Origin of the sequence: Methylobacterium sp. Leaf99, from assembly GCF_001422375.1 — a bacterium.
Taxonomy (GTDB): domain Bacteria; phylum Pseudomonadota; class Alphaproteobacteria; order Rhizobiales; family Beijerinckiaceae; genus Methylobacterium.
In genome coordinates this window covers 1,064,750-1,090,572 of record NZ_LMMU01000001.1, presented here as the reverse complement: position 1 = coordinate 1,090,572, position 25,823 = coordinate 1,064,750, and the positions used below count along the sequence as shown (strand labels likewise).

The following is a 25,823-nucleotide window of genomic DNA, read 5'->3' as shown; positions in this document are numbered from 1 at the left end:
CGGGACGGACCCCCTAGAAATCAGGCCCCGCCCCGCTTGTCACCTGCGACCCCGCCGCGCGGTCGAGACTAGCCTTTGAAATAATTGAACAATCCGGCGCCGGGCGCCAGCATCACGAACGCCCAGACCACGGCCGAGAGCACGTTCGCCACCTGGAACGGCAGGCGCCTGACCCCGAAGATGCCGGCGATCAGCGGCACCACCGCCCGCGCCGGCCCGAAGAACCGCCCCAGGGCGACCCCGCCGGCCCCCCATTTCAGGCAGAACGCCTCGCCCCTCGCCACCATGGCCGGGTAGCGCGTCAGCGGCCACATGCGCTTGGCCCCCTCCTTGTAATAGTTGCCGAATTCGTAGGAAATCCAATCGCCTAGGGCCGCCCCCAGGGCCGCCGCCAGCATCACCGGCACGAACGGAATCCCCACCGTCCCCATGAGCGCGCCGATGCCGAGGAGCAGCACGGTGGCGGGCACCAGCAGGGACAGGAAGGCCAGGGACTCGCAGAACGCCAGCACCCCGACGATGAGCGGCGTCCAGGCCTGATGCGCCTCGACGAAGGCGAGGGTCGAGGTCTTGAGGGCGTCGAAGTCCATGGAGGGTCCGGGCGTGCGAGTTCGCGAAAAACGAGATAAGGGAAGGCTTTAACCCGGAGGACCGGCCCGCTTGAACATCCTGTCGATCCAGTCCCACGTCGCCTACGGCCACGTCGGTAACGCATCCGCGGTGTTTCCGATGCAGCGCCTCGGCGTCGAGGTCTGGGCCATCCACACCGTGCAGTTCTCCAACCACACCGGCTACGGCGCTTGGCGCGGCCGGGTCTTCGACGGCCCGGCCATCGAGGACCTCGTGGCGGGAATCGCCGAGCGCGGCGTCCTCCACACCTGCGACGGCGTGCTGTCGGGCTACATGGGTTCGGCCGATATCGGTACCAGTATCGTGCACGCCGTCGCCGCCGTCCGCGCCGCCAACCCCCGCGCCCTCTACGCCTGCGATCCCGTCATGGGCGACACCAACCGGGGCATCTACGTCCGCCCCGGAATCCCGGAATTCATGCGCGATCAAGCCCTTAGGCTCGCCGACATCGCCACGCCGAACCAGTTCGAGCTCGATCACCTCTCGGGCCTGCCGTCGCGCACCCTCATTGAGGCCAAGGCGGCGGTGGCGGCGCTCCACGCCCTCGGGCCCCGCGTCGTCCTCGTCACCTCCCTTGCCACCGAGGCGACGCCGCCGGGCGCCATCGACCTCCTGGCCGGGGAGGGCGGCCAGTTCTGGCTCCTGCGCACGCCGCGCCTCGCCCTCGACGTCAACGGGGCCGGGGACGCCATCGCGGCCCTGTTCCTCGTGCACTACGCGCGCACGGGCTCGGCGGCCCTCGCCCTCGGCATGGCCGGCGCCTCGGTTTACGGCCTCCTGCGCCGCACGGCCGAAGCCGGCTCCCGCGAGATCCTCACGGTGGCGGCGCAGGACGAGTTCGTCGCCCCAAGCGAGACCTTTCCGGTCGAGCCGGTCTAGGGGGCAAGTCCATGGGAGATTTACAGAAAATGGCCCGCCGCTTCGCCACCCTCGACGTGTTCACCGACACGATTCTGGCCGGCAATCCCCTGGCCGTGGTGCTCGACTGCGAAGGCCTCGACGGCGCGGCGATGCAGGCCATCGCCGGCGAGTTCAACCTGTCCGAGACGGTGTTCGTGCTGCCCCCCGACGACCCGCGCCACCGGGCGCGCCTGCGCATCTTCACTCCACGCGCCGAATTGCCGTTCGCCGGGCACCCCACCCTCGGCGCCGCCATCCTGCTCGCCCTGCGGGACGCGCGCGCCGGCCTGACGGACGCCGTGGCGTTCGGCCTCGAGGCGGGGGTCGGCACCCTGTCCTGCGTGGTCGAGCCCGGCGACGGAAGGGGGCAGGCGCGCTTCCGCATGCCGGTCCTGCCGGAGTTTTCGGGCGATGGCCCCGCGCCGGAGGCGCTGGCCGGCGCCCTTGGCCTCGCGTCCGGCGCCATCGGGTTCGGCCGCCACGCCCCGAGCCGGCACAGCCTCGGTCCGCGCTTCCTGTTCGTGCCCGTGGCGTCGCCCGAGGCCCTGGCGGACGCCGCCCTCGATCCGGCGGCGTTCGCGGGCCTCGGCGCGCCGGCGGCCCTCTACCTCTACACCCCCGACCCGGACGGCGCCCGGCACTTCCACGCGCGGATGTTCGCGCCCCATCTCGGCGTGCCGGAGGACCCGGCCACGGGCTCGGCCGCGGCGGCGTTCGCCGGCGTGATGATGCAGTTCGAGCCCCTGGGGGACGGCACCCACGATCTCGTCCTGCACCAGGGCGCCGCCATGGGCCGCCCCAGCGAGATCCGGGTGCAGCTCGGCATCGCGGCCGGCACGCTCCGCGCCATCGAGATCGGCGGCGCGGCGGTCCTCGTCAGCGAAGGACGCCTGCATGTCTGACGGCCCGAACCCCGACGGCCTCACCCTCACGCGCCTCCATCGCCTCGACGCCCGCCTCGTCACCCACGACTGGGCCTGGGCGCGGGACAACGCGGCGCGGATCGCGGCGCATTGGGAGCGGCGGGTCGCGGAGAAGCCGGCCCTGTTCGACGGCCGCGTCCTCCTCGCCCGCGCCTGCCGGGTGGCGGACGGGGCCTGCACCGTCGCGCTGTTCGAGACCCGGTTCTCGGCGTTCCTGACCTTCCGGGACAGCGGCTCGCCCGACCCGTCCGTCACCAACGCCTTCGCCGCCGTGGTGCCGTGGTCCCGCGACGGCGCCGCCATCCTCGGCGTGATGGGCCGCGACACCGCCAATGCCGACCAGATCTACTTCCCCTGCGGCACGCCCGACGGTTCGGACGTGCGCCCGGGCGGGCGCGTCGACCTCGTCGGCAGCGCCACCCGCGAACTCCTGGAGGAGACCGGCCTCGCCCTCCCGCCCGATGCGGCCGACGGGTGGGTGCTCGTCAGCGGCGCCGGCCAGCACGCGTTCCTGCGGCCCGTGGCGTTCCCCGAGGACGCCGCCGCCCTCGTCGCCCGGATGACGCGGCACCGGGCGGCCGAGGCCGAACCGGAGCTCGCCGGCTTCTTCGCGGTCCGCTCGCCCGCGGATTTCCGGCCCGAGCGCATGCCGGGCTTCGTGCGCGCCTATCTTCGCGAGGCCTTTCGCGATCAGGCCGCCGCGCGGCGCAGCTACGGGTAGCCGTAGCGCGCCTTGGCCGCCGCGAGCAGGCCGAGGGCCTCGCGCTCCTGGCCCGCCCGGCAGGCCTCGGCCGCCCGGCGCAGGTCGCCGCTGAAGCGCTCGCCCACGGGGGCGTTGAGGTTGCCGGTGGCGACATCGCTGTCCACCACAGCCTGGGTCCGGGCGATGGTCGGGCCGCAGCCGCTGCCCGTCGGCGGGACCGGGGCGACCGCAGCGGCCGGGGCGGCCGCGACGATCGCGGGCGTCGAGGGGCCGGGCTTGCAGGCGCCGACGAGGCTGACGGCCAGGAGGGCGGCGAGCCCGAGGCTCAGGCGTTGCGGTGACACCACGTTTGTCCTCGACAATGGCATAGCTTGAACGATGCCGGGTTTTGCTCCCGGGGGCGCAGCCGGTCAACCGTGGGACCGCCGCCCGCGCGGGGGATTTTCGCCACGGCGGGGGTCCCCGGCCCCCCGTGAGCCGGTGGCCTCAGGGGAACGTGGCCTCGTACAGCGCCTCGCTGTCGGCCAGCAGGCCCGTGATCTGGGCCAGGATCGCCGCGTGGGTCGCCTGCATCTCCCGAAACGCCCGGTTGGTCTCCTCCTGAAGTTCGCCATTCCGGCGAAGCGCCGCGTGCTCCGACGGATCGTCGAGGGCACCGCCGAGAACCTGGCTCGCCTCCCGCAGGGCCAGGAGCCTGACCCTGCGCTCGGTCTCCTCGAGGGCGGCCATCTGCCGGGTGAAATGGGTTCTCAGGTCCAGGAGACTCGACACGTTGTCCTGGATCGCGCGGCGGACCTGCGCGACGGCATGCGGTCCGATCGCGTCGTTGGCCGGTGTCATGGCGCCTCGGGTCGTTGCTCGGCCGCCGGAGCGGGATGCCAGAATGACGTCCTGGATGTAAATTTCGCGTAAATGGCGATTTGTTCTACCGGATGTCTGTCGCGGCCGACTTCGCGGATGCGGCGCTCCGGCTGCGAAGAACCGCGCGCGCCGACACCTTCACGGGCGTCCCGGGGGGCCGCGCGACCTGGAGGTCGCGCGGCCGGTGGTGCGACGGCGGCCGTCCTACTTGGTCTTGTCCGCGATGGCCTTCAGGCCGGACTCGTAGATGCCCCCGATGGCATCCGTCGCGACGGCGTCCGGCGCGCCCTTGGCCTTGAAGCTGCCCGTCCAGGTCAGCGTCGAGCCGGTGCCCTTGGGGGCGACCATGAGGGTCGAGCTGTAATCGCTCACGGGCAGGGGCCCGGAGACGATGGCGTAGGTGTAACTCATCTTGGCGTCGTCGCGGGCGGTCTGCGACTCGACGATGGTGCCGCCGCCCTTCAGGCTCAGGGTCCGCAGGGGCTTGCCGCCATCCATGGACGGGACGCATTTCTCGATGGCCGGGTGCCATTGGCCGATGCCGCAGAAGTCGCCGATGGTCGACCAGACCTTGGCGGGTGCAGCCGAAACGTCGATGGTCTTGGTCACGTCGAGGGCGAAGCCCGGGGCGGTACCGGCAAGAAGGGCGAGGGCGGGCAGGGCGAGACCGCGCAGAATCGAACGGGGCATGGGGACGTTTCCTCTTGTTTTCTTCTTGTGCGGGGGACGGATGAGATCATCGCGCATCACCGGAGCACGAAGCGGAAGCTAGGCCGGCGGATGGGCAAGGCAATGGTCGTGCGGCCTATCCTTCGACGCCGGATGTCCGAACCCCGTCCTATGGCGATCACGGGGACGCGATGAGGTCGCCATGCCGCCCGGCCCGCGCCGGACGGATACTTGTCAATCGTGGTGTCGGGGGGTAGGAAACCCGCATCCGCAACCGGCCGGCCTTCGAACCGCCTTGCCGTTGCCCCTTGCCGTTGCCCTTCGGGAGAGCGAGCCTTGGCCAGCGCCGGCTCCAGGACCAGCCGTACCGCCGCCGCCTTCGCGGCCGCGCGGTCCTGCGCGCTCCCCGCCACGCTGCTCCGCCTTATCCGCCCCTGAGGGCCGTCCGGGCGCGCGCCTGGGCTCTCAGGGGGCGCCGTTTCGATCACGCCGGGCTCCGCCCTCGGGCCGGAGCCGTTCTTCCAGGCGTCGCGTCCCCATGGACGGGACCGCGCGCCACGACAGGATCACCCCCATGACCGCCGAGATCACCCCGACGCCGAAAGACCGCGTCCTCATCTTCGACACCACCCTGCGCGACGGCGAGCAATGCCCCGGCGCCACCATGACCCTGGACGAGAAGCTGGCGGTGGCCGACCTCCTCGACACCATGGGCGTCGACATCATCGAGGCCGGCTTCCCCATCGCCTCCAATGGTGATTTCGAGGCCGTCGCCGAGATCGCCCGGCGGGCCAAGCGCGCCACCGTGGCGGGCCTCGCCCGCGCCATCCCCGCCGACATCGCCCGCGCCGGCGAGGCCGTGCGGCACGCCCGGCGCGGACGCATTCACACCTTCGTCTCGACCTCGCCGATCCACCTCGCCCACCAGATGCGCAAATCCCAGGACGAGGTGATCGAGATCATCCTGAAGACCGTGGCCCAGGCCCGCGACCTCGTCGAGGACGTGGAATGGTCGGCCATGGACGCGACCCGCACGCCCATCGACTACCTGTGCCGCTGCGTCGAGGCGGCGATCCGATCGGGCGCCACCACCATCAATCTGCCGGACACCGTGGGCTACGCCACGCCTGACGAGTACCGCGCCATGTTCCGTGCCGTGCGCGAGCGCGTGCCGAATTCCGACCGGGCGATCTTCTCGGTGCATTGCCACGACGACCTCGGCCTCGCCATCGCCAACTCCCTGGCCGGCATCGAGGGCGGCGCCCGGCAGGTCGAGTGCACCGTCAACGGCATCGGCGAGCGCGCCGGCAACGCGGCCCTGGAAGAGATCGTCATGGCGATCCGCACCCGCGGCGACGTGATGCCCTACGAGACCGGCATCGAGACCACGATGCTGACGCGGGCCTCCAAGCTCGTCTCCCACGCGACGAACTTCCCCGTGCAGTACAACAAGGCCATCGTCGGCCGGAACGCCTTCGCGCACGAGAGCGGCATCCATCAGGACGGGATGCTGAAGCACACCGAGACCTACGAGATCATGACGCCGGCCTCGGTCGGCGTCGCCAAGACCTCGCTCGTCATGGGCAAGCACTCCGGCCGCGCCGCGTTCCGCGCCAAGCTGGAGGAGCTCGGCATCACGTTGAGCGACAACCGGCTGCAGGACACGTTCGAGCGATTCAAGGCCCTCGCCGACCGCAAGAAGCACGTCTACGACGAGGATATCGAGGCCCTCGTCGACGAGAACCTCGCCACGGCCCATGACCGCATCCGCCTCGTCTCGCTCTCGGTGATCGCCGGCACCCACGGGCCGCAGCGCGCCACCATGAAGCTCGCCATCGACGACCGGGTGATCACCGAGGAAGCCGAGGGCAACGGCCCCGTTGATGCGGTGTTCAACGCGATCCAGGCCCTGGTGCCCCATGCGGCCGAGCTCGAACTCTACAAGGTCGATGCCGTCACCGAAGGCACGGACGCCCAGGCCGAGGTCTCCGTGCGCCTCAAGAGCGGCGAGCGCAGCGTCACGGCGCGGGGCGCCGATCCCGACACCCTCGTGGCCTCGGCCCGCGCCTATCTCTCGGCCCTCAACAAGCTCGAAGCCACGGCCGTGCGCCTGCACGCCCAGTCCCCGGCCCAGGTTTAGCCGGGTCGAGAAAATCGCCCCCCGGGGGTGGACACCCCCGGGGGGCTTTGCTATCAGCCACCTCGTCGCGGCGGACTTGGTGGGCCGCAGCGACCGCCGCAAGGCGAGGGTGCATAGCTCAGTTGGTAGAGCAGCTGACTCTTAATCAGCGGGTCCAAGGTTCGAACCCTTGTGCACCCACCAAATACTTCAGATGCCGGATCGAGATCGCGCGGTCCATATCAGTACCGCGTCGTTGGTTCATGGCGACGAACGGTCCAGCCATCTCCCTGTATACCAACCTTTCAGCTCGCTGCTACCGCATCGCGCAAGCCCATCCGGTGGGCCGAGGCGACGCGCACGGTCGCGGAGCCATGGGACATCATCGAGCGCGCCTTCAGGCGCTTCGCATCGCTCGAAGGCCGCAACTCCGGCGTCTCTGTGGGCTGAGATGGCGCCGATCCAACGCGATGGGACCTTGGCCCCAGCCGACGGATAGCGGGGCCAGGACGAGAAGGTGCGGCCCACCAAACGCGATGGACCGCAAAGCCACTTAGTGGCTCGCCGATTCACCGCGTAGGGTGAGATCGAGGTAGCGCTGCGTCGTGGGCGCCACGAGATCGGCCACGGCCTTGGCCATGCCCTCCTCCTCGCGCAGGGACATGGTGAAGGCGGCCTTGTGGGCCGTTTGGCCGGCGGCCTCGCCGAGGGTGAGCAGCGACGTGTAGGCTGCGATCTCGAAGTTCTCGAAGGCCTGGTTCGCGAAGGCGTTCTTCAGGATCTCGTCCTGAGCGGGGACGTGGGCGATCGCCATCATGTTGCCGACGAACCCCAAGAACCCTTCCTTCAGGGCAGAGGGGCTTTCCGAGAGGGAGGCCAGGGCCTCTTCGAGACGGTCGCGCTGGCCATGGGTCTCCCGGATGTGGCGGCGCAGGGCGGCCTCCATGTCCGGGTAGTTCTCGAGGCGCTCGACCTGACGTTCCATGATCTGGAGCGCCTGCAACTCGAGGGCGTGCGTGTTCTTCAGGGCGGTGACGTAGATCGTTCGGGCATCGAGGGTCATCGGGCGGTCCTTCCTGAAAGATCCGGCTCCACCGAGGACGGCCATGGGCGACCAGATCCAAGGTGATCAGTCTTGCGATCAACCCGGATGATCGAAACCCGTTGCGCCGTGAGTCGGAGCTGCGGCTTCATCTCCCCTTTCACGATGTCCCCCCACGGCGCGATGCCGTGCCGACGGATATCCCGAAGCGCACCCGTGCGCAGGATTTGCGGCGTGCCGGTGGGAATCGGCGGGCGCGTCTTGTCGCCGTGCCTCACGGGCCGGAAACGACAAAAAGGCCGGCCCCTGTTCGGAGGCCGGCCTTTTTTGTTTCCCTCCGGCCTTGCACAGCTAAGCGGTGAGGGCCGGATGGCGCGTCGTCGGCGCGGGCGGGGCGTCCCTCAGTACTTGCGCAGGATCGGCTCCGGCATGGGCGCGGGGGCTTCGCCGAAGGTGTAGCGGATGCCGCCGTAGATCGAGAGCGGCTGGGCGAGGGTGGTGGTGCGCACGTCGTTGACCGGGTAGCGATTGGCGACGAGGCCCGGCTCGAAGAAGGTGCCGAACGTGGTGTAGCGGTTGTTCGTCAGGTTGGTGACGTAGCCGAACAGTTCGAGGTTCCGGTTGACCCGGTAGCTCGTGTTCAGGTTGAGCACGTAATAGGCGGGCAGCTTGCGGTTCAGGTTGGATTCGTCGCCGCGATAGTAGGCGGACGAGAAGGCCTGCATGGCCATGCCGACGCGCCAGCGCGGCAGCACCTCGACGTCGAAGCCGACCTTGAACTGGTGGTCGGGGATCAGCGGGACCTTGTTGCCCGGCACCACGTTGATGGCGCCGTCGTCGGCGAACGGGTTGTTCGGCGAGGACAGGGTGCCGTTGAACCGGAACGTGGCATCGATCAGGGCGTAGTTCGCGTAGACCGTCAGCCAGTCGGAGGCGTATTCGAGGCCGACCTCGACGCCCTGGCGACGGGTCGCCGGCACGTTGACGAAGTAGCCGCGCGCGGCGTTGCCGGGGGTGGCGAGCGACAGGATGTCGTTGGTCAGGTCGGTGCGGAAGGCGCCGACCTTATAGTTGACGAGGCCGCCATCGTAGAAGTTCGGCAGGGCACCGCGAAAGCCGACCTCGTAGGTCTGGCCCTCGACCTGCTTGAGCGGCGGATCGGCCACCAGGGAGTTCGGCAGCAGGCAGGGGCGGAGCGGATTGGCGCAGGCGAGTTCGAGGGGGGTCGGCGCGCGGTTCGACTCGGAGTAGCCGCCGTAGAGGTTGAGGCCCGGGGCGAAGCGGTAGGTCAGGCCGGCGACCGGGTTGATCTTGTTGAAGTAGTGGGTGCCCGTCACGTCGGGGGAGAAGCCGGTCTGGTCCTGGCTCGAGATGCGGGCGAAGTTGAGCCGCGCGCCGGCGGTCAGCGACAGGGCGTCGGTGAGGTCGATGGTGTCGGTGGCGTAGAGGCCCATGTAGAGGTTGGAGCCCGTGACCGAGCTCGGCGCGATGCCCAAGGCCGCGGCCGTGCGCAGGAAGTCGGTGCCGAGGCCCGGCACGGTGCCGTAGGCGGGCGTCATCGGGTTCGTCGTCACCGACAGGTCGGGATTGATCACGCCGAGGGTGCTCGACGACTTGTAGCCGTAATCCGCGACGTCGATGGAGCCGCCGACCACGAAGCTGTTGTTGAAGCCGAACACCCGGTCGCGGTTGGCCGCCTGGAGCGTGCCGCCGTAGCCCGTCGCCTCGGTCTTGGTGACGTCGAGGGTGCCGTAGGGCACGCCCGCGGTGAAGGGAATGCCGTTCGGGGCGCCCCGGCCCAGCATCAGGAACTGGTTGCGGAAGGCGAGCTGCGACTGGCCGGCGGCGGGGCTGAAGCCGTCATCCTCGTAGCAGAGGCGGCCGCGGAAGCTCGAACGCGTGCTGCAGTTCTCGAAATCGCTGTCGTTGCCGTCGATGTAGCTCTGGCTGAAGCGGCGGAAGTAGGCGTTGCCGGAAATGTCCCAGGTCGGGGAGAGATCGACGCGGCCGGTGAGCTGGATGGTGCCGACTTCGGTGGTGGTGGTCTGCGGGTAGGTGAAGATCGCCCGCGGCTCCACGTGGGTGAAGTCCGTCGGCGTCGCGGCGGCGGCGCCGAAATAGGTCCGCGCCATCTGTCCGATGAGGTGGAATTCCGAATCCTGCGTCCGGTAGCCGACATCGCCGTAGACGCGGCCGATGGTGCTGGGGCTCTCGTAGCGCCAGCCCCGGTCGTTGAGGCCGTCACCCGCGAAGTAGATGCTCCAGGGGCCGATCATCTTGCCGTGCTGGAGGGAGCCGGCGATGCGGCCGTCCGACCCGCCGAGGGCGGTGATCTCGGTGCCCTGCCAGTTGAAGCCGTTCTTCATCTGGATGTTGATGGCGCCGCCCAGCGCGTTGAGGCCGAAGACCGGGTTGCCGGTCACCACGTCGATGCGGTTGATGGCCACCTGCGGGATCAGGTCGAGGTTGACCGTGTCGCCGAAGGCCTCGTTGATGCGCACGCCGTTCTGGTAGACGGCGAGGCCCTGCGGCACGCCCGTCACCGGCGAGGCCTGGAAGCCGCGGTAGTTGATGTCGACGCGGTTGTTGTTGCCCTGGCTGTCGGAGAGGTTGAGGCCGGGCACGCGCCGGGCCAGGGTCTCGACGGCGTTGAAGGTCGCCCGGTCGAAGTTGAGGTCGGCGGCCGTGACCGTCTCGACGGTGCTGGGGATCTTGTTGAGGGGCAGCGCACCGCCGCGCAGGCGCGCGGTGTCCGGAACCTGCAGGGCCGTTCCACCCGGAGCCTGGAGCACCGGTACGCTGGGGGCGCCATTCCCGGCAGCGACGCCGACCGGGGTGGTTGCAACAACGCTGATCTCGCTCAAGGAAACCGTGCTTTGTGCCTGAACAACGCACGGTAGCAAAGCTACTGAAGCAAAGAGGCTGTACCGCAGCGCACGCATCGTTCTTCCCCGACCCAAAACCATGTTCGCACCCGCCATCTTCGGGCGGCGTGTGCAGCTTTCATGGCGGAAGGGGCGCGGACAGGGCAATACCGTCACGCTCAACCTGACAGCTTCAGCAGGCTCTAAACTGCTGAATGACTGGGCGCGTGATGTTCATGTCACATCGTTTCCTTATCCCGCAGAATAGTCGCTGGACAAGTAGCAATAGGTATCGGGATAATTCGGCAATCGTTCGGTCCGTGACCGCGCGGTGGATGCGGTGGACCCAACATCGCGGCAATCGGGCGCCTCACCGGGGTCACCGGAAGACCCGGGCGAACGGTTGCTTCGGAGGAGTTGAAAAACGCGAGTCCCGGGGCGCGATCCGCACCAGGCTAGTACCGGGACGAGGGTCTGCAATAAAGTAAATGTCTCGATTTCAGGGCCGGAAACTCTGTATTCGGCGTGTGAAACGTCCGATGGACTGTCTTTTGCGCGGAAATGTCTTCGGCGAGGATCGGGTGATTCCCGGGACGAGTCCCGACCGGTTCGGGGAGGACGACAGCCCGGTGGCGGGGGCGACAGCCCCCGAACACCGGCGCCCGCCGGGCTCACGCCACGGCGGGCCCGTCGTCGAACGGTTCGCGGTCCGGCTCAGCAGCTGAGCCGCCGGCCCTCGCGACGGCCGAACTTCTGATAATGGGCGAGGGCCGAGGTCAGCTGCCCGTTGCGAAGGGCCTGGCGAACGTCGGGGTTGCACCGGACATAGGCGCTCTCGTCGAAGCCGCCGTAGCCCGAATCCCGTCCCCGGGAGCCCCGGCCCCGGTCGTCGTCGTCGCGTCCCCGGCGCCCGTAATCGCGGTCACCATAGCCGGACTCACGTCCGCCGTAACCGGAATCGCGCCCGCCATAACCCCCGCCATAACCGGAGTCACGCCCGCCATACGACTGGGCCGAGGCCACGCCGACCGCACCGATCAGGCTCAGGCCAACGGCCGCTACTGCCAAAACAGACTTCATCGCGCCTTATCTCCCTCATCACATCGATCAACGGTCCGACATCGATATCAGTTCGATTGTGAATGCCGCCTGCATCTTCGCCGGCGCCCACTCGACACCGAAGATGCCGGAGCCCCGCCTGGGCGGCGGAGAAGGCGATGGCGCCCCGGACCGGATGAGCCTGGGGACACGACGTCGTCGAAGGCCGCGCCGAGGCCGGAGGCGGCGCGGGAGTTCGGACCGGTCCTCCGGTGTCCCGGCGACGGTTTTGTGCCTACGTGGGGGTTTGCCGCGAGGTCCGCGCCCGGGATCGTGCGGGCCTCAGGCGCCGGCTTCCTCGCGGCCGATGCGGCTGTGGCGGCGGCTCCAGCTGAAATAGATCACGAAGCCGATGGCGAGCCAGACCAGCAGGCGCAGCCAGGTCTCGCCGTCGAGGGATACCATCATGGCGAAGCAGCTGACGATGCCGAGGATCGGCACGAGGGGCACCAGGGGCGTGCGGTAGTCGCGCCGCGCGTCGGGCTGGGTCCGGCGCAGGATGATGACGCCGGCGCAGACGAGCATGAACGCCAGCAGGGTGCCGATGCTGGTCATGTGGCCGAGCTGGGAGATCGGCAGGAAGCCGCCGAGCGAACTCGTGAACACCATGAAGAACAGGTTCGAGCGGTAGGGCGTCTTCCAGGTCGGGTGGATCTTGGAGAAGAAGCCCGGCAGCAGCCGGTCCTGGCTCATGGAGTAGAACACCCGGCTCTGGCCGAGCAGCAGCACCAGGATCACCGTGGAGAAGCCCGCGATGACGCCCAGGGTCACCAGGCTGCGCAGCCACGGGAACGGCGTCTGCGCGATGGCGGTGTTCACGGGGGCCGCGTCGCCCTTCATCTGCGCATAGGGAACGAGGCCGGTGAGCACGCCCGCGAACAGGATGTAGATCACCGTGCAGATGGCGAGGGAGCCGAGGATGCCGATCATCATGTTGCGCTGGGGGTTCTTCGCCTCCTGCGCCGCCGTCGAGACGGCGTCGAACCCCACATAGGCGAAGAATACCACGCCGGCGCCGCGCATGATCCCGCTCCAGCCGTACTCGCCGAAGGTGCCGGTGTTCTCGGGGATGAACGGCACGTAGTTCTGCGCCTTGATGTAGAACAGGCCGACGCCGACCACGACGGCCACCACGGCGAGCTTGATCAGAACCACGACGGCGTTGACCCGGGCGGATTCGCGGATGCCGATCATCAGCAGCGCCGAGGCGGCCACGATGATGAGGATCGCCGGCAGGTTGACGAGGCCGTGCGCCGTCACGCCATCGACCGTGTAGGTCTCGAACGGCGAGTGGACGAGGCTCGGGGGAAGATTGATCCCGAGGGTGTCGCGCAGGAAGCGGGTGACGTAGCTCGACCAGCTCACCGACACGGTGGCGGCGCCGACGGCGTATTCGAGGACGAGGTCCCAGCCGATGATCCAGGCGACGAGTTCGCCCATGGTGGCGTAGGCGTAGGTGTAGGCCGAGCCGGCCACGGGGATCATGCCGGCGAGCTCGCTGTAGCACATGCCGGCGAACGCGCAGGCGATGGAGGCGATGGCGAAGGAGATCACCACGGCCGGGCCCGCATGCTCGGCCGCCGCGATGCCGGTGAGCGAGAACAGGCCCGCCCCGATCACCGCGCCGATGCCCAGCGCGATGAGGCTCCAGGGGCCGAGGGTGCGGGCGAGCTTGTGCTCACCGCCCTCCGCGTCGGAGTTCAGGCGCTCCAGGGACTTCGTCCGGATGAGGTCGTCCGCCAAACCGCCGGCCATGCATCGTCTCGCAGTTGGACATTCGTGGGAAGCTGGCGACGTTACCGCAAATTCCCCGGCACACCAGCGGGTTGCGGGGGCTCATTCCGCCTGCCGAACCGGACTCTTCCCGCCCGCCGAACCGGACGCTCAGTCCCGGCGCGCCCGGGCGGCGGCGAGCGATCCCTCGGCCAAGTCCGCCAGGATCGCGGTCGCGGCGCGGGTGATGGCCGGGCCCGCGGCCTGCGGCGTGCCGGCCTCGAAGGGGGGCACCGGCGCGTATTCCGCCACGAGCTGGCTCGTGCGAGCATGGTCGGGACCCCGCAGGCGGGCGGCCAGGGCCAGGGCGAAGTCGAGGCCGGCGGAGACGCCCGCCGCCGTGCCGCGGTTGCGGTCGAACACCACGCGGGCGTCCACGGGGATCGCGCCGAGGAGGGGAAGCACGCTGTCGCGGACGCACCAGTGCGAGGTCGCCCGGTAGCCCGTGAGCAGGCCGGCCGCCCCGAGGATCAGCGAGCCCGTGCACACGCTCGTCACCCAGGCCGCGCGTTCGGCCCGGTCGCGCAGGAAGGCCAGGAGGCGCGCGTCCCGCATCTGGCCGGGGGTGCCGTCGCCGCCGGGCACGAACAGGACGTCGAGGTCGCGCGGGCAGGTGGTGAAATCCGCCGTGGCGACGATGGCGAGGCCGGTATCGCTCGCCACAGGGCCGAGGTGCTCGGCCACGAGGTGGATCTGCGGGCCGGCGAGGCCGGCCAGGAGCGTCTGTGGGCCGACCACGTCGAGGGCGGTCATGCCCGGAAACAGCAGCATGGCGATCCGCACGGGCGGGGGCGACCCGTCCCGCCCCGCGGCCGCCCGGCCCGTCGCTGCGAGGCCCGCCGCGGCGAGGCCTCCGGCGGCCAGTCCCGCCAGGTCGCGGCGGTTCGGGCCGGCCGCGTCCGCCGGCCCATGCGCGGGGCCGGCAGGACGATCCATCGGTCCGGGCGGACTTGGGATCAGGCGAGTTGGGATCAGGCGGACTTGAGATGGGCGGCGAGATGCTTGTTCATCTCGAACATCGTGCACTTGTCCTTGCCGAAGACCTTCTTGAGCTTGTCGTCGGCCAGGATCTCGCGCTTGTTCTCCGGGTTCTGAAGCTCGTGCTTCTTGATGTATTCCCAGACCTTGCTCACCACCTCGCCGCGCGGCAGGGAGGCCTCGCCGACGACGGCGGCCAGCTCCGGCGAGGGCTTCAGGGGCTGCTGCAGGGCGTTGGGCTTGGCCCCTTCCGCCTTGGGGGCGGCGACCTTCTTACCCTTGGCGGGCTTCTCGGCCGCGGCGTCGGTGCTCTTGTCGGCGCTCTTGGCCCCGTCCTTGGCCGGGCTCTTGGTCGTGGTCTTTGCCATGGGTATCCTCCGAAGGTTCGGCTGCGAGCGCCGGTACGCCCACGGCACGAGGCCTCGGAGCGCATAGCTGCAACAACTAAGCGGTGCCGCGACCGTTCCAAGGGAAAACCGCCCTGTGCTTGGACGCCGTCCACAGGGAGCGCGGGCTATGAACAGGATTCGATGCCCACCGGGGGGTGCAGTGCGGTGCCGTGGCGTCCGAGACCTTGGTCGGTCCGCCCTCTGTACTTGGGCGGCGCGGCCCCGGCCTTCGGGTCGGTCGGACCATGGGGGAAAGCGCGGGCAACGCGGGCAAGCCGCTGATCCGGAACGGTTATCTCCGCCGCTCCCGCCTCCGCGACGGGCCGGGCGGCGGCGTGTCGGTCCGGGGCGACCACCGGCGCGGCCCGCGCAGCGCACCGGCCGGCCCGGTCGCGGCGCACGCACGGGCCGTCCCGTTGTCCCCAGGGACGGCCGCCGCAAAAATATTCGCCGCAACGCGCTTTTCGTTCCGGGGCGCCCCCGGCAACGAAGCGTTAAGCCATCGCGGGGAGGGTCGTCCCATGATCCTGTCCGCCTTCGCCCTCGCCCTCGCCGCGGCCGTCACCCTCATCGGGGGGCTCGGCGCCATGATCGCCGCCGAACCGGGCCTCGAGCCGGACGTGCCGCGCAGCGCCGGCTACGTCTGACCAGCGGTCTCGGGGGAACCAGGGCGGGGCGCTCGCGTGTTTTTCGCGTTCAACATCCCACCGTGGAGCGAGCCGATGCCGACAGACCTGCCCAGCGACCACACGCCCGGCAATCACTTGCCCAGCGAGCGCCCCATCCGGCCCGCCGGCTCCCTGGAACTCGATCCCGCGGCGGAGGGCGTGGCCATCGACGAGACGCCGCGCCTCATCGCCTCCGACCGGGTCGAGGGCACGGCGGTCTACGATGCCGAGGGCCAACACCTCGGCACGGTGCACAATTTCATGGTGGACAAGGTCTCGGGCCAGGTCGCCTACGCCGTCCTGTCGTTCGGCGGGTTCCTCGGCCTCGGCGAGAGCTACCACCCGCTGCCGTGGCGGTCCCTGCGCTACAGCGTCGAGCTCGGCGGCTACGTCGTGGACATCGACAAGGACACCCTGGCGCGTGCGCCGACCCATGGGGCCGGGGACGATCCCTTCGGCGATCCGGCCTTCGGCGGCCGCCTCGACGACTATTACGGCGGGCGCCGCCGCGTGGCCGCCTGAGCGGCCCGCGGCGGCGCGGACTTCGGTGGTCCCTAGAACTTGCCGCCGACCCCGACGCCGCCCGAGCCCAGGCTCGGGGTCATGCCGCCGCCGGAGCTCGAACGGCCCTCCGAGCTGCCTTCGAGGTCCTCCCGGCGGATGCGCCGCTCCTCGGACGCGGCCGCCCGGGTGGTCCCGCCGGCCGAGCGCGGCAGGTCGAGGCGCCGGGTCGGCGTTGTCTGGATCGTGTTGCCGTCGGCATCGACCCCCGCCGAACGCGGGCCCGCCGCGTTCGGCACGGCGCCGCGCATGGACGGCGGCGGTCCGACATCGCTTTCCGGCATGACGCCGGCGCCGCCGCCGAGGGCCTGGCAGCCGCCGAGGGCGGCGGCGAGCAGCACCGTGGCGCTGGCTTTCCGGAAGAGGGGCATCGGTGCAAGTCCTCGAACGATCGGGCCCCGCGTGGCGGGGATACTTAGGGTTTCGCCTCTCTACGCTGCGGATTTGGCGAAAACCAGACGGGGTGGATCGATCATCCCGGACGGGCAAGGCACTCTAGGACGGGGAACGTACTCTTGATGAGGAAGGCGCCGGGCCGGCCGATTGCGAAGCGCGAGCCGGAGTGGCAGACGGTCGGGCGGGGGCGTGCCGGTGCACGGCGCCGGCCTGGTTCTTGCCCCCGGACCTAGCTCTTCAGTCTCGCCCTTCGCGGGCTCCGGGGCACCGCGCCACGGGTCCCGCCTCCACAACTTCGCCTTGGTCGTTGCGCAGTGACACCGGACCCGCCAAGGCGGGCACTTGACCCGCCCAGGCGGGCACCTGCCGGATGGGTCCGTGTTCTGCGCGAGGGCCGGCGTGATCATCGCTCGGGGAACGCACGTGTTCAGATTGATCCGGATGATCGCCGCGACGACCATCGGCCTCGGGGCCGCATCGGTTTTGGCCGAGGACGCCGCTCCCGGCGCCAGGCCCGCCGAGGCCCCCGCCGCATCGGCGCCACCGGCCGCGGCGCCGCCCGCTCCCACGGTCCAGCCGCAGGCCGGCCCCGCCGCCGCGCCGGCCCTCCCGCCTGCGCAGGGCGGTGCCACGGGGCCCGCGCCCGCGCAGAACGTTGCGCCGGCGCCGCCGTCCGCCCCGCCGCAGGGGGCTGCCCCGTCCCAGAGTGCTGCCCCGCCGCAAGGCTCCGCCCAGCCCCAGGGCCCCGTCATCCCCACGGGGACCCCCGCCACCGTCCTCGACACGGCGGATTACGAGGGTGTCCTCGGCAAGGCCGTGCGCAGCGCCACCGGCGAGGACATGGGCCGGATCATCGACATCGTCCTCGACAAGGACGGGCGCCCGCGCGCCGCCATCATCGATTTCGGCGGCTTCCTCGGCGTCGGCTCGCGCAAGATCGCCGTGGATTGGCGCTCCATGCGCTTCACCTCCGATGGCAAGCCGACCCGCCTCGTCCTGCAGCTGTCGCGCAATCAGGTCCGGGTCTCGCCGGAATACAAGCCGGGCGAGCCCATCGTGGTGCTGGGTCCCGCGAGCCCGGCCGTCCCCGAGGGCGACCAGCAGGCCGCCGCGCCCGCCGCGCCGCCCGCGGCCCCGCCCGCCGTCGTGGCGCCCACCGCACCCGCCGTCCCGGCCGCCGAGAAGCCCCCCGAAAAGCCGGCCGAGAGAACGCCGGAGAAATGACGGTTCCCCTCCCGAAGGACCGCCGCCCCCTCAAGCCGAGGGAGGTCGCCCGGTCCGAATTCCGGCCGCGCCCCATGCCCCGGCGCGAGGCCCTGGCCGATGCCGCGGAGGGTCCCGCCGACATGAAGGCGATCTCGCGCACCAGCAGCCGGGGCCTCGACGGCTTCGCGTTCTTCGTCGCCAACCTCCAGACCGGGTTCGGGCCGTTCCTGGCGGTCTACTTCACCCAGGCGAAGTGGACCCAGTCGGATATCGGCTTCGCGCTGACCATCGGCAGCCTCGTCAGCCTGCTCGGGCAGGTGCCGGGCGGCGCCTTCGTCGACGCCATGCGGTCGCTCCGCTTCGCCGCCGGCTTCTCCGTGGTGGCCATCGCCCTCAGCGCCTTCGCGCTGGCCCTGTGGCCGAACTTCCTCATTGTGCTCCTCGCCATGGCGGCCCACTCGGCGGCGAGCTGCATCCTGACCCCGGCCATCGCCGCCATCAGCATCGGCCTCGTCGGCCATGCCCGCGCCGGCGAGCGCCTCGGGCGCAACGCCAGCTTCTCGGCGCTGGGCAACGCCGTGGCAGCCGCCGGCATGGGCGCATGCGGCTACTACCTCTCCAACGACGCGGTGTTCTACCTCACCGGCTTCCTGATGATCCCGACCCTGGTGGCCCTGTCGTTCATCCGCGCCGACGAGATCGGGCCCGTGACCGTGGCGAAGCCGCCGGTCGCCGGCGCCGCCGAGCCCCGGCGGGAGGGGGCCGTGCGCGCGCTCCTCACCAACCGGGCGCTCATGTGCTTCGGCGCCTGCATGATGCTGTTCTTCCTCGCCAACGCGGCGATGCTGCCCCTGGTGGGCAGCATGCTGACCCTGCGCGCCAGCGAGACCGCCACCGCCCTCATCGCCGCCTGCATCGTGGTGCCCCAGGTCGTGCTCGCCATCTCGGGGCCGGCCGTGGGACGCGCCGCCGAGCGCTGGGGCCGCCGGCCCCTCCTGCTCATCGGCTTCGCCGCCCTGCCGATCAGGGGCCTGCTGTTCGCCTATACCAGCAGCCCCGAACTCCTCGTGGCGATCCAGGTGTTCGACGGCATCTCGGCGGCGGTGTTCGGCGTGATGGTGCCCCTGGTGGTCTCCGACGTGACCCGGGGCACCGGGCGCTTCAACATCGCGCTGGGCGCCGTCGGCACCGCCATGGGCATCGGGGCGGCCCTCTCGACGTCGCTCGCCGGCATCATGGCCGATCGCCTCGGCAGCCATTCGGCCTTCCTCGGCCTCGCCGTGGTCGGCTTCGCCGGGTTCGTGATGATCGCCCTGATCATGCCGGAGACCCGGCGCTCCGCCGGTGCATGACCCTCCGGTGCGGGACGGGGCGGCATCGAATTCGCTTGCCGCTCAAGCGACGTTCAGGTTTCTTCCCTAGAACGGACGAAGCTGTACGTGAGCCTGCAACGCCCGCGCGAGCTTCGCGTTGCGAACCTTGGGGGCAAAAAGTTTCGCGCGCACCGCGCGCGGGCTTCGTTCGAGGGACAGGGTCCGCAAGGTCTCCTGGGAAACGGGATTGTCACCGCGATGGAAGACCTGTGCGTCTATGCCAACAGGCCGTTCGCCTTCGTCGCGCGGTACCTGCGCCGCCGGGCGCTGCCGCACCTCGTCATCCTGTGCGCCGTCCTCGGGGCGGTCGCCTTCTCGGTCAGCACGGATTACGCCCTCAAGGGCGTCGTCGACGCCCTGAGTAAGGGGCCTGAGGCCGGCCTGATCTGGGGGGCGCTCGCCCTCCTCGTCGGCTTCATCGCCGCCGACAACATGCTCTGGCGGGTGGCGAGCCTGACCGGCTCGTTCACCTTCGTGGGCGTCACCGGCGACATCCGCCGCGACCTGTTCCGGCACATGACCGGGCACTCGCCGTCGTTCTTCGCCGACCGCCAGCCCGGCACCCTGGCCTCGCGCATCACCGCGACCTCGAACGCGATCTTCACGGTCGAGAACATGTTCGTGTTCAACGTGATGCCGCCCTGCGTCGCCGCCTTCCTGTCGATCCTCTACATCGGCACCGTCAGCCTCACGATGGCCCTCGTCCTCGCCGGCATCTTCGCCGCCGTCGTGGTGCTGATGTTCAAGATGGCGGCCGCCGGCAAGCCGCTCCACCACGACTTCGCCGCCAAGGCCGCGAGCGTCGACGGCGAGATGGTCGATCTCGTCGGCAACATGCCGCTGGTGCGTGCCTTCTCGGCGTTCAAGCGCGAGTACAGCCGCTTCGACGGCACCATCGGCGTCGAGATGCGCTCGCGCCGCTCGTCGCTGCTCTACCTCGAGAAGCTGCGCATCGTTCACGCGATCCTGACCGTGCTCGCCGTCCTCGGCCTGCTCTACTGGGCCATCACCCTTTGGGAAGCGGGCGCGGCCTCGAACGGGCAGGTGGTCCTCGTCTGCACCCTCGGCATCCGCATCCTGGCCGCCACCCGCGACCTCGCCGTCGCCCTGGTGGACGCGACCCAGCACACCGCCCGCCTGTCGGAGGCCCTGCACACCCTGCTGCAGCCCCACGACCTCACCGACCACCCCGAGGCCGTGCCGCTCTCGGGCACGGGCGCCGAGATCACCTTCGACCACGTCGCCTTCGCCTACCCGGACGGGCGCGCCGTCTTCACGGATTTCGACCTCGCCATCCAGCCGGGCCAGCGCGTCGGGCTCGTGGGCAAGTCGGGCGGCGGCAAGTCGACCCTGTTCTCCCTGATCCAGCGCTTCTACGACGCCCAGGGCGGGCGCATTCTCATCAACGGGCAGGACATCCACCGGGTGACGCAGGATTCCCTGCGCGAGGCCATCACGGTGGTGCCCCAGGATGTGTCGATGTTCCACCGGACGCTCAGAGAGAACATCCGATACGGCCGGCCCGACGCCTCCGACGAGGATGTGTGGAAGGCCGCCGCCGCGGCGCATTGCACCGACTTCATCGAGGCGCTGCCGGAGGGCTTCGACACCATCGTGGGCGACCGCGGGGTGAAGCTCTCGGGCGGCCAGCGCCAGCGCATCGCCATCGCGCGGGCCATCCTCAAGGATTCTCCGATCCTGCTCCTCGACGAGGCGACCTCGGCCCTCGACGCCGAGTCCGAGGAGGCGATCCGCCACGCGCTTGCCAACCTCATGCAGGGCCGCACGGTCATCGCCATCGCCCACCGGCTCTCGACCCTGAAGGATTTCGACCGGATCGTGGTGCTGCAGGGCGGCCGCATCATTCAGGACGGGTCGCCGGACAAGCTGACCCACCTCGACGGCTTCTACCGCGAGCTGATGAAGAAGGAATCCATGTCCCTGTCGCTGGCCGCCGCCTGACGGCGGCGGCCTCCGCCGACCGGAGGTCCGGGCGGTCTAGGGTTCGGTGCCGCCCAGGGTCCGGATCGCCTTGATGATCGCGTGGGCGCGGTAGGGCTTGGTGAAGAACACGCTGCCCTCCGCCAGGCGCGGCGGCGTCTGGGTGAAGCCCGTGGCGTAGATGATCGGCAGGCCCGGGCGCAGGCGCCGCGCGGCCTCGGCGAGCTGCCAGCCGTCCATGGCGCCGGGCAGGCGGATATCCGTGAACAGGATGTCGACGGGCGCGCCGCTCTCCAGCAGGTCGAGGGCGATCTCGGCCGTCATGGCCTGGGCGACGTCGAAACCCGCATCCTCGAGTTCGGCCGCGACCACCTCGAGGAGCATGGGCTCGTCCTCGACCATGAGGACGCGGGGTGTGGCGGTGTCGGTCATCGTGGGTCGCGGCTCCGGTCAGGCGAAGCGGGGGGGCGTCAGGATCGGCGGCAGGAGCGGACGGCCCTCGGCCGTGCCGGCGACCGGCTGGGCCGCCGCCGCGTCGCGGTCCCGGGGGAGGTAGACCGTCACGGTGGTGCCGTCACCGGGGCGGCTGTCGAGGACGATGTGGCCGCCCGACTGCTTGGCGAAGCCGAAGGCCTGGCTGAGCCCGAGGCCGGTGCCCTCGCCCACGGCCTTGGTGGTGAAGAACGGCTCGAAGGCGCGGGCGGCGACCTCCGGGCTCATGCCGCAGCCCCCGTCCGTGACGCTGATGCGGATGTGGTCGACGGCCGGCAATCCGGGCTGGCGCGCGGCTTCGGCCGCCGGGACGTTGCGGGTGCGGATCGTCGCCCGCCCCCCCTCCGGCATGGCGTCGCGGGCGTTGACCGCGAGGTTGAGGAGCACGTTTTCCAGCTGGTTGGCATCGACGCGCACGGGCCAGAGGTCGGGGGCGAGATCCATCGCCGGCGGCTCGACGGCGTTGAGGGCGCCGCGCAGGAGTTCGGACAGGTCGCCGATGAGGCCGTTGACGTCGAAGCGGGTCGGCTGCAGGGGCTGGCGCCGGGCGAAGGCGAGCATCTTCTGCACGAGGGCCGCCGCCCGCTCCGCGCCCTTGAGGGCGTTGCCGCGGGCCCGCTCGGCGGCGCCCTCGAGGGGCATGCGCCCGAGGCGGTCGAGGTTGGCGATGACGACCCCGAGCAGGTTGTTGAAATCGTGGGCGACCCCGCCCGTCAGGGCGCCGATGGCCTCCATCTTCTGGGTCTGGCGCAGCATCGCCTCGGCGCGTTCGCGTTCGGCGATGGCCGTCCGCAGGGCTTCGAGGGCGGCATCGCGCTCCCGGACGCGGGCGACGAGTTCGGCGTTGGCGCGCCTCAGGGTCTCGGGAGAGGGCAGGGCCAGGGCGCGCGGCAGCAGCACCCAGAGCAGGATGCCGGTGACGAGGGAAATCACCGCCGTGAACGCCTTGACCAGGGCCTCGGCGGCGTAGTCCGGTACCCACAGGGTCCAGATCGCGAAGAAATGCGTGGTGCCGCAGGCGAGGATGAAGCCGGCGAAGGCCCAGGCCATCCAGCCGAAGGCGACGTCCCGGCGCTTGGTGACGAACACCCCGAGCGCCACCGGGATGGTGAAATAGGCGAGCCCGATGACGAAGTCGGAGACGACGTGGGTCCAGATCAGCTCCGGCCGCCACAGCAGGCAGATGCCGTGGGGCGAGAGATCGCTTCGGTCGAGGAAGCTCCCGAGGGCATCGAACATGGCACGGTCTCAGGATCGGGCGGGAAGAGCGCGACGCACATCACGGGAATCAAGCGCGCACGATGGCGCGTTTTCGTTGCCGGCGAAACCGGATCGACATTCGATCGGCGTTTTCGCGCGGCTCGGGGCGGGCGTCCGGGTGCCCCGACCCCTACTCGACCACGACCTTGTAGCCCTGGCCCGCCCGCAGGGCCGCGCCGCGTTCGAGGCCGTTGAGGACGAGGAAGCGGTCGGCGGCCCGGTCGGGGACCAGCATGCGGTGGGCGAGCCCCTCCACCGTGTCGGCGGCGGTGGCCGTCACCACCTGCAGGCGCAGGGGGCGCAGGGACTGCGTCTCGGCCGCGCCCACGGCCGCGAGGCTCTCGGTCCAGCGCCGGAAGGCGGCGTCGGGGTCCGTCGCCCCCTTGGCGGCCATGATCATCCGAAAGGTGGTGTCGCCCATGCGGATGGCGGCGAGGCGGAAGGTCCAGTCCTTGCCGCCCGACAGGGCGGTCACGGCCGGGTTGCCGCCGATGGTCCGGGACTCCGTCGATCCCGCCTCGACGGCGTCGTTCCAGGTCGCCTTCAGCACCTCCTCGAGGCCCTGTCCGGCCGGGTTCTCGACCTGGTCGAACAGCAGGCGGCGGCTGCCCTCGGGGGTGGTGCCCAGGACCGCGTTGCGGGTGTTCTCGATGGTGAACCCGTCGGGCACCTCGAAGGCGATGCCGAGGCCGGGATGGAGGAAGCGGCGGCCGCGCACGAGGCCGTCGCCGGGATTGTCGCCGTAGGCGATGCCGTCCACGGCCGCGAGGTAGCGCGCGCGCTCGTCGACCCCGAGGCCCGGCGCGCCCATGAGGCGGGCGGCCCGGGTGACGAGGGTGATGCGCTCCTGCGTGCCCGGATGGGTCGCGAGCATATCGGGCTCGCCGGCCTGGCCCGTCCCGGTCTTCATGCCCGTGGTGCGGCTCAGCGAGCGCAGGAAGCGACCGGCGCCGAACGGGTCGTAGCCGGCCCGCGCCAGGGTCTTCACCCCGACGCCGTCGGCCTCGAGCTCCTGATCGCGGGAGAACCGCGCCAGGGCGAACTTCGACTGGCTCTGGAGCTGGGCGCCCGTCACCGGATCGTTGAGGACGTCGGCCACCACCTTGCTCACCAGCTGCGAGCGGAGCGCCAGTTCGGTCCGCGCCGTGGCGTGCCGCAGGGTGACGTGGGCGATCTCGTGGGACAGGACGGCGGCGATCTCGGAGGTGTCGCTCGCCAGCGCCAGCAGGCCCCGGGTGACGTAGAGGCGGCCGCTCGGCAGCGCGAAGGCGTTGATCACCGGCGAATCGAGGAGGGTGACCGCGTAGGTCTCCTCCGGCCGGTCCGTGGCGCGCACGAGGCGGTCGGTGACCTCGGTGAGGAGTTTCAGGGCGGCGGGGGCGCGGTACTCGCCGCCGAAGGACGCCACCAGCTTGGCGTGGTCGGCGTCCGTCGCGCTGCGTTCGCGGCCGGTGACCCGCGGCGCCTCCGGCGGCACCCGGACCACGGCCGGCTGGAGGGTCGTGCCGGTCTGGTCGCCGATGCAGCCCGAGAGCAGGGCCGACAGGAGAAGGAGGCCCGCGGCCGTGCGGGCGCGATTCCCCGCGGGGGCGCCCCCTCCGGGATGCCCCGCCGATCCGCCCCGTGTGCTCGACCCCCGCGCCATGGTCCCCAACATACCCATCAGCGCCCCTGCGCCGCGTCCAGGATTTCGATCATGTCCGCGCTCGCGACATCGAGGATCGGGCTGCGCCAGACCTCGACGACGCCCCGGACCCGGACGAGTCGCCCGCGCAGGGAAGCCGCACTCAAACCACGTTCCTGCAACTGGCGCCAAGTGCGTTTCGACACGGTTACGGTGAGCCCGTCCGCCCCGCGCCCGGCGAAGTCGAGATAGGTCCGCCGCGCCCGCTCCCCGACCCGGAGGACACGGCCGCTGACGACGACGAAGCGGCCGAGGCGGGTGCGCAGGGCGGCGCCGTCCCGGGCGTCCTGATCCGCCTCGGCCCACAGGCCGCGCCCGGCCCGGCGCGCACCCGCCTCCACGGCCAGGAGGGCCGGCCGGCACAGGCTGTGGCGCTCGCCCGCGTCGACGGCGGCGAGCCCGGCTTCGACGAGGCCCCCGGCGAGGTCGACGGTGCCGTCCGCCCCCGTGGCGTCGAGGTGGACCCGGCCCCAGCGGTCGGTCTCGCCCCGGGCCACGAGGGCGAGGGGCGTGCCCGCCTGGGCGAGCAGCCAGCTCCGCGCCGCCTCCGCCCGGTCCGGCGCCTCCGGCCAGCGCAGGCCGTCGAGGACGCCGCGCGTACCGGAGGCGAAGGCGAGTTCGCCCCGTGCGTCGACGGAGGTGAGGATGGCGGCGGGCACGGGCGTAGTCCGGCATTCGGGCGCGACGGCCCCGGCCGGCGACCCCGCGCCGAATCCGGCGGCGAGGATTGCCACGACGGGCGCGCCGAGGGCACGGCGCCGATCAGCCCCGCGCTTCATCCTGGTCCTGCGATCCGCCATGATGGAACGCTCCCCCGCGGCCCGAGCTCGCATTGTGGTGCCCGCCACCCCGAGGACAAGCAGGGTGCGGGCCGCGGCGGGCGTTTCGGGCGCCGTGCGGCAGGCTCGCAACAGGACGGCCGCGCGACGAGGCTTCCGGGATGGTTGGCTTGGCCCCGGCGTTGGTGCTACGAAGACGCCGGTGAGTCTCCGTAGCTCAGCTGGACAGAGCACAGGTTTCCTAGACACAATTGGGCGCCGCGAGGGGAAACCGCGCGGCGGATCCGCTCAAATTCGGGGAAAGCCCGAGGGTCTGCCCGCTTGCAGGCCCCGCCGATCCCGAGCCAAGCCCGCCCCGCCCCGTAAAGGGGCGGCGGGAAGGTGTAGAGACTAGACGGGCGGCACCTAACGGTCCCTTCGGGGGCCCATGGTGAAGGGATAGTCCAGGCCACGAACGCGTCCGCGAGGGCGCGGCGGCGGAAGCCGAAGTGGTATGAAACCTGGGGTCGCAGGT

24 protein-coding genes and 1 tRNA gene are annotated in these 25,823 nt (G+C 70.8%); 10 read left to right on the top strand and 15 right to left on the bottom strand.

The annotated features are described in order from the left end of the window. Positions 1-68 precede the first annotated feature (68 nt). Positions 69-590, bottom strand: a complete 522-nt coding sequence (locus ASF28_RS04935) for a DedA family protein (RefSeq protein ID WP_056088399.1) — start codon at positions 588-590, stop codon at positions 69-71. A gap of 70 nt (positions 591-660) precedes the next feature. Here ASF28_RS04935 and pdxY point away from each other — a divergent pair, with 70 nt between their 5' ends. From pdxY to ASF28_RS04920, 3 genes are read left to right on the top strand one after another with little or no spacing between them, the layout of a single operon-like run. After that, entirely contained in the window at positions 661-1,509 is an 849-nt protein-coding gene (gene pdxY, locus ASF28_RS04930) for a pyridoxal kinase PdxY (RefSeq protein WP_056088396.1), read from the top strand. 29 nt (positions 1,510-1,538) lie between these two features. Next, the gene (locus ASF28_RS04925; RefSeq protein WP_056088393.1) at positions 1,539-2,432 is read left to right on the top strand and encodes a PhzF family phenazine biosynthesis protein; all 894 of its coding nucleotides are present in this window, start codon (positions 1,539-1,541) and stop codon (positions 2,430-2,432) included. Further along, positions 2,425-3,174 (top strand): hypothetical protein, encoded by a 750-nt coding sequence (locus tag ASF28_RS04920; protein WP_056088390.1) that lies wholly within the window; start codon positions 2,425-2,427, stop codon positions 3,172-3,174. The genes ASF28_RS04925 and ASF28_RS04920 overlap by 8 nt, the downstream gene beginning before the upstream one ends. Here ASF28_RS04920 and ASF28_RS04915 read toward each other — a convergent pair. From ASF28_RS04915 to ASF28_RS04905, 3 genes are all read right to left on the bottom strand, one after another. Next, positions 3,165-3,524: a hypothetical protein gene (locus ASF28_RS04915; RefSeq protein ID WP_056088388.1), complete on the bottom strand. Its 360-nt coding sequence runs from the start codon at positions 3,522-3,524 to the stop codon at positions 3,165-3,167. The two genes, ASF28_RS04920 and ASF28_RS04915, sit on opposite strands and share 10 nt — an antisense overlap. Positions 3,525-3,642: 118 nt before the next feature. Beyond that, entirely contained in the window at positions 3,643-3,996 is a 354-nt protein-coding gene (locus ASF28_RS04910) for a hypothetical protein (protein ID WP_056088384.1), read from the bottom strand. A gap of 225 nt (positions 3,997-4,221) precedes the next feature. After that, on the bottom strand, positions 4,222-4,707 hold the full coding sequence (locus ASF28_RS04905; protein ID WP_056088382.1) for an SRPBCC family protein: 486 nt from the start codon (positions 4,705-4,707) through the stop codon (positions 4,222-4,224). 553 nt (positions 4,708-5,260) lie between these two features. Between ASF28_RS04905 and ASF28_RS04900 the strand changes: the two genes are divergently transcribed. Continuing rightward, positions 5,261-6,826: a 2-isopropylmalate synthase gene (locus tag ASF28_RS04900; protein ID WP_056088380.1), complete on the top strand. Its 1,566-nt coding sequence runs from the start codon at positions 5,261-5,263 to the stop codon at positions 6,824-6,826. A 107-nt stretch (positions 6,827-6,933) separates the two neighbouring features. Next, a tRNA-Lys gene (locus ASF28_RS04895) sits at positions 6,934-7,009 on the top strand. A gap of 349 nt (positions 7,010-7,358) precedes the next feature. On the opposite strand, the gene ASF28_RS04890 is transcribed toward ASF28_RS04895, so the two are convergent. The 6 genes from ASF28_RS04890 to ASF28_RS04865 form a co-directional block, all read right to left on the bottom strand. Continuing rightward, the gene (locus ASF28_RS04890; protein WP_056088377.1) at positions 7,359-7,868 is read right to left on the bottom strand and encodes a ferritin-like domain-containing protein; all 510 of its coding nucleotides are present in this window, start codon (positions 7,866-7,868) and stop codon (positions 7,359-7,361) included. 380 nt (positions 7,869-8,248) lie between these two features. Further along, the gene (locus ASF28_RS04885) at positions 8,249-10,789 is read right to left on the bottom strand and encodes a TonB-dependent receptor (protein ID WP_056088375.1); all 2,541 of its coding nucleotides are present in this window, start codon (positions 10,787-10,789) and stop codon (positions 8,249-8,251) included. A gap of 636 nt (positions 10,790-11,425) precedes the next feature. Beyond that, the gene (locus ASF28_RS04880; protein WP_056088371.1) at positions 11,426-11,791 is read right to left on the bottom strand and encodes a hypothetical protein; all 366 of its coding nucleotides are present in this window, start codon (positions 11,789-11,791) and stop codon (positions 11,426-11,428) included. Positions 11,792-12,091: 300 nt separating this feature from the next. Further along, positions 12,092-13,564, bottom strand: a complete 1,473-nt coding sequence (locus ASF28_RS04875) for an amino acid permease (protein WP_056088370.1) — start codon at positions 13,562-13,564, stop codon at positions 12,092-12,094. Positions 13,565-13,693: 129 nt separating this feature from the next. Beyond that, positions 13,694-14,518 (bottom strand): DJ-1/PfpI family protein, encoded by an 825-nt coding sequence (locus tag ASF28_RS04870; protein WP_244474897.1) that lies wholly within the window; start codon positions 14,516-14,518, stop codon positions 13,694-13,696. A 35-nt stretch (positions 14,519-14,553) separates the two neighbouring features. Beyond that, positions 14,554-14,928, bottom strand: coding sequence for an SWIB/MDM2 domain-containing protein (locus ASF28_RS04865; RefSeq protein ID WP_056088367.1), 375 nt, complete (start codon positions 14,926-14,928; stop codon positions 14,554-14,556). Positions 14,929-15,470: 542 nt separating this feature from the next. Here ASF28_RS04865 and ASF28_RS23545 point away from each other — a divergent pair. After that, the gene (locus ASF28_RS23545) at positions 15,471-15,596 is read left to right on the top strand and encodes a hypothetical protein (RefSeq protein WP_274533108.1); all 126 of its coding nucleotides are present in this window, start codon (positions 15,471-15,473) and stop codon (positions 15,594-15,596) included. A gap of 75 nt (positions 15,597-15,671) precedes the next feature. After that, the gene (locus tag ASF28_RS04860; RefSeq protein ID WP_056088363.1) at positions 15,672-16,139 is read left to right on the top strand and encodes a PRC-barrel domain-containing protein; all 468 of its coding nucleotides are present in this window, start codon (positions 15,672-15,674) and stop codon (positions 16,137-16,139) included. Positions 16,140-16,171: 32 nt separating this feature from the next. Here the strand turns inward: ASF28_RS04860 and ASF28_RS04855 are convergent, their stop codons facing one another. Continuing rightward, the gene (locus ASF28_RS04855; RefSeq protein WP_056088360.1) at positions 16,172-16,549 is read right to left on the bottom strand and encodes a hypothetical protein; all 378 of its coding nucleotides are present in this window, start codon (positions 16,547-16,549) and stop codon (positions 16,172-16,174) included. A gap of 448 nt (positions 16,550-16,997) precedes the next feature. Here ASF28_RS04855 and ASF28_RS04850 point away from each other — a divergent pair, with 448 nt between their 5' ends. The 3 genes from ASF28_RS04850 to ASF28_RS04840 all read left to right on the top strand — a co-directional run bounded on the left by ASF28_RS04850 (position 16,998) and on the right by ASF28_RS04840 (position 21,115). Then, positions 16,998-17,798: a PRC-barrel domain-containing protein gene (locus ASF28_RS04850; protein ID WP_244474896.1), complete on the top strand. Its 801-nt coding sequence runs from the start codon at positions 16,998-17,000 to the stop codon at positions 17,796-17,798. Next, positions 17,795-19,132, top strand: coding sequence for an MFS transporter (locus tag ASF28_RS04845; protein ID WP_056088355.1), 1,338 nt, complete (start codon positions 17,795-17,797; stop codon positions 19,130-19,132). The genes ASF28_RS04850 and ASF28_RS04845 overlap by 4 nt, the downstream gene beginning before the upstream one ends. A 219-nt stretch (positions 19,133-19,351) precedes the next feature. Next, a complete protein-coding gene (locus ASF28_RS04840) occupies positions 19,352-21,115 on the top strand; it encodes an ABC transporter ATP-binding protein (RefSeq protein WP_056088352.1) in 1,764 nt (587 codons plus the stop codon). Between the two features lie 36 nt (positions 21,116-21,151). Here ASF28_RS04840 and ASF28_RS04835 read toward each other — a convergent pair whose 3' ends face one another. The 4 genes from ASF28_RS04835 to ASF28_RS04820 form a co-directional block, all read right to left on the bottom strand. Then, entirely contained in the window at positions 21,152-21,526 is a 375-nt protein-coding gene (locus ASF28_RS04835; protein WP_056088349.1) for a response regulator, read from the bottom strand. A gap of 18 nt (positions 21,527-21,544) precedes the next feature. Beyond that, a complete protein-coding gene (locus tag ASF28_RS04830; protein WP_056088345.1) occupies positions 21,545-22,825 on the bottom strand; it encodes a sensor histidine kinase in 1,281 nt (426 codons plus the stop codon). Positions 22,826-22,976: 151 nt separating this feature from the next. After that, on the bottom strand, positions 22,977-24,503 hold the full coding sequence (locus tag ASF28_RS04825) for a M48 family metalloprotease (RefSeq protein ID WP_443189725.1): 1,527 nt from the start codon (positions 24,501-24,503) through the stop codon (positions 22,977-22,979). 5 nt (positions 24,504-24,508) lie between these two features. Further along, positions 24,509-25,309: a thermonuclease family protein gene (locus ASF28_RS04820; protein ID WP_244474894.1), complete on the bottom strand. Its 801-nt coding sequence runs from the start codon at positions 25,307-25,309 to the stop codon at positions 24,509-24,511. Between the last annotated feature and the right edge of the window lie 514 nt (positions 25,310-25,823).

Coding starts and splice junctions, on each gene's coding strand:
- ASF28_RS04830 (WP_056088345.1), bottom strand. CDS start 22,825: ATGTTCGATGCCCTCGGGAGCTTCCTCGACCGAAGCGATCTCTCGCCC.
- ASF28_RS04835 (WP_056088349.1), bottom strand. CDS start 21,526: ATGACCGACACCGCCACACCCCGCGTCCTCATGGTCGAGGACGAGCCC.
- ASF28_RS23545 (WP_274533108.1), top strand. CDS start 15,471: ATGATCCTGTCCGCCTTCGCCCTCGCCCTCGCCGCGGCCGTCACCCTC.
- ASF28_RS04870 (WP_244474897.1), bottom strand. CDS start 14,518: ATGGATCGTCCTGCCGGCCCCGCGCATGGGCCGGCGGACGCGGCCGGC.
- ASF28_RS04840 (WP_056088352.1), top strand. CDS start 19,352: ATGGAAGACCTGTGCGTCTATGCCAACAGGCCGTTCGCCTTCGTCGCG.
- ASF28_RS04820 (WP_244474894.1), bottom strand. CDS start 25,309: ATGAAGCGCGGGGCTGATCGGCGCCGTGCCCTCGGCGCGCCCGTCGTG.
- ASF28_RS04905 (WP_056088382.1), bottom strand. CDS start 4,707: ATGCCCCGTTCGATTCTGCGCGGTCTCGCCCTGCCCGCCCTCGCCCTT.
- ASF28_RS04855 (WP_056088360.1), bottom strand. CDS start 16,549: ATGCCCCTCTTCCGGAAAGCCAGCGCCACGGTGCTGCTCGCCGCCGCC.
- ASF28_RS04885 (WP_056088375.1), bottom strand. CDS start 10,789: ATGCGTGCGCTGCGGTACAGCCTCTTTGCTTCAGTAGCTTTGCTACCG.
- ASF28_RS04915 (WP_056088388.1), bottom strand. CDS start 3,524: ATGCCATTGTCGAGGACAAACGTGGTGTCACCGCAACGCCTGAGCCTC.
- ASF28_RS04875 (WP_056088370.1), bottom strand. CDS start 13,564: ATGGCCGGCGGTTTGGCGGACGACCTCATCCGGACGAAGTCCCTGGAG.
- ASF28_RS04845 (WP_056088355.1), top strand. CDS start 17,795: ATGACGGTTCCCCTCCCGAAGGACCGCCGCCCCCTCAAGCCGAGGGAG.
- ASF28_RS04860 (WP_056088363.1), top strand. CDS start 15,672: ATGCCGACAGACCTGCCCAGCGACCACACGCCCGGCAATCACTTGCCC.
- ASF28_RS04920 (WP_056088390.1), top strand. CDS start 2,425: ATGTCTGACGGCCCGAACCCCGACGGCCTCACCCTCACGCGCCTCCAT.
- ASF28_RS04865 (WP_056088367.1), bottom strand. CDS start 14,928: ATGGCAAAGACCACGACCAAGAGCCCGGCCAAGGACGGGGCCAAGAGC.
- ASF28_RS04825 (WP_443189725.1), bottom strand. CDS start 24,503: ATGTTGGGGACCATGGCGCGGGGGTCGAGCACACGGGGCGGATCGGCG.
- ASF28_RS04880 (WP_056088371.1), bottom strand. CDS start 11,791: ATGAAGTCTGTTTTGGCAGTAGCGGCCGTTGGCCTGAGCCTGATCGGT.
- ASF28_RS04925 (WP_056088393.1), top strand. CDS start 1,539: ATGGCCCGCCGCTTCGCCACCCTCGACGTGTTCACCGACACGATTCTG.
- ASF28_RS04910 (WP_056088384.1), bottom strand. CDS start 3,996: ATGACACCGGCCAACGACGCGATCGGACCGCATGCCGTCGCGCAGGTC.
- ASF28_RS04935 (WP_056088399.1), bottom strand. CDS start 590: ATGGACTTCGACGCCCTCAAGACCTCGACCCTCGCCTTCGTCGAGGCG.
- ASF28_RS04890 (WP_056088377.1), bottom strand. CDS start 7,868: ATGACCCTCGATGCCCGAACGATCTACGTCACCGCCCTGAAGAACACG.
- ASF28_RS04900 (WP_056088380.1), top strand. CDS start 5,261: ATGACCGCCGAGATCACCCCGACGCCGAAAGACCGCGTCCTCATCTTC.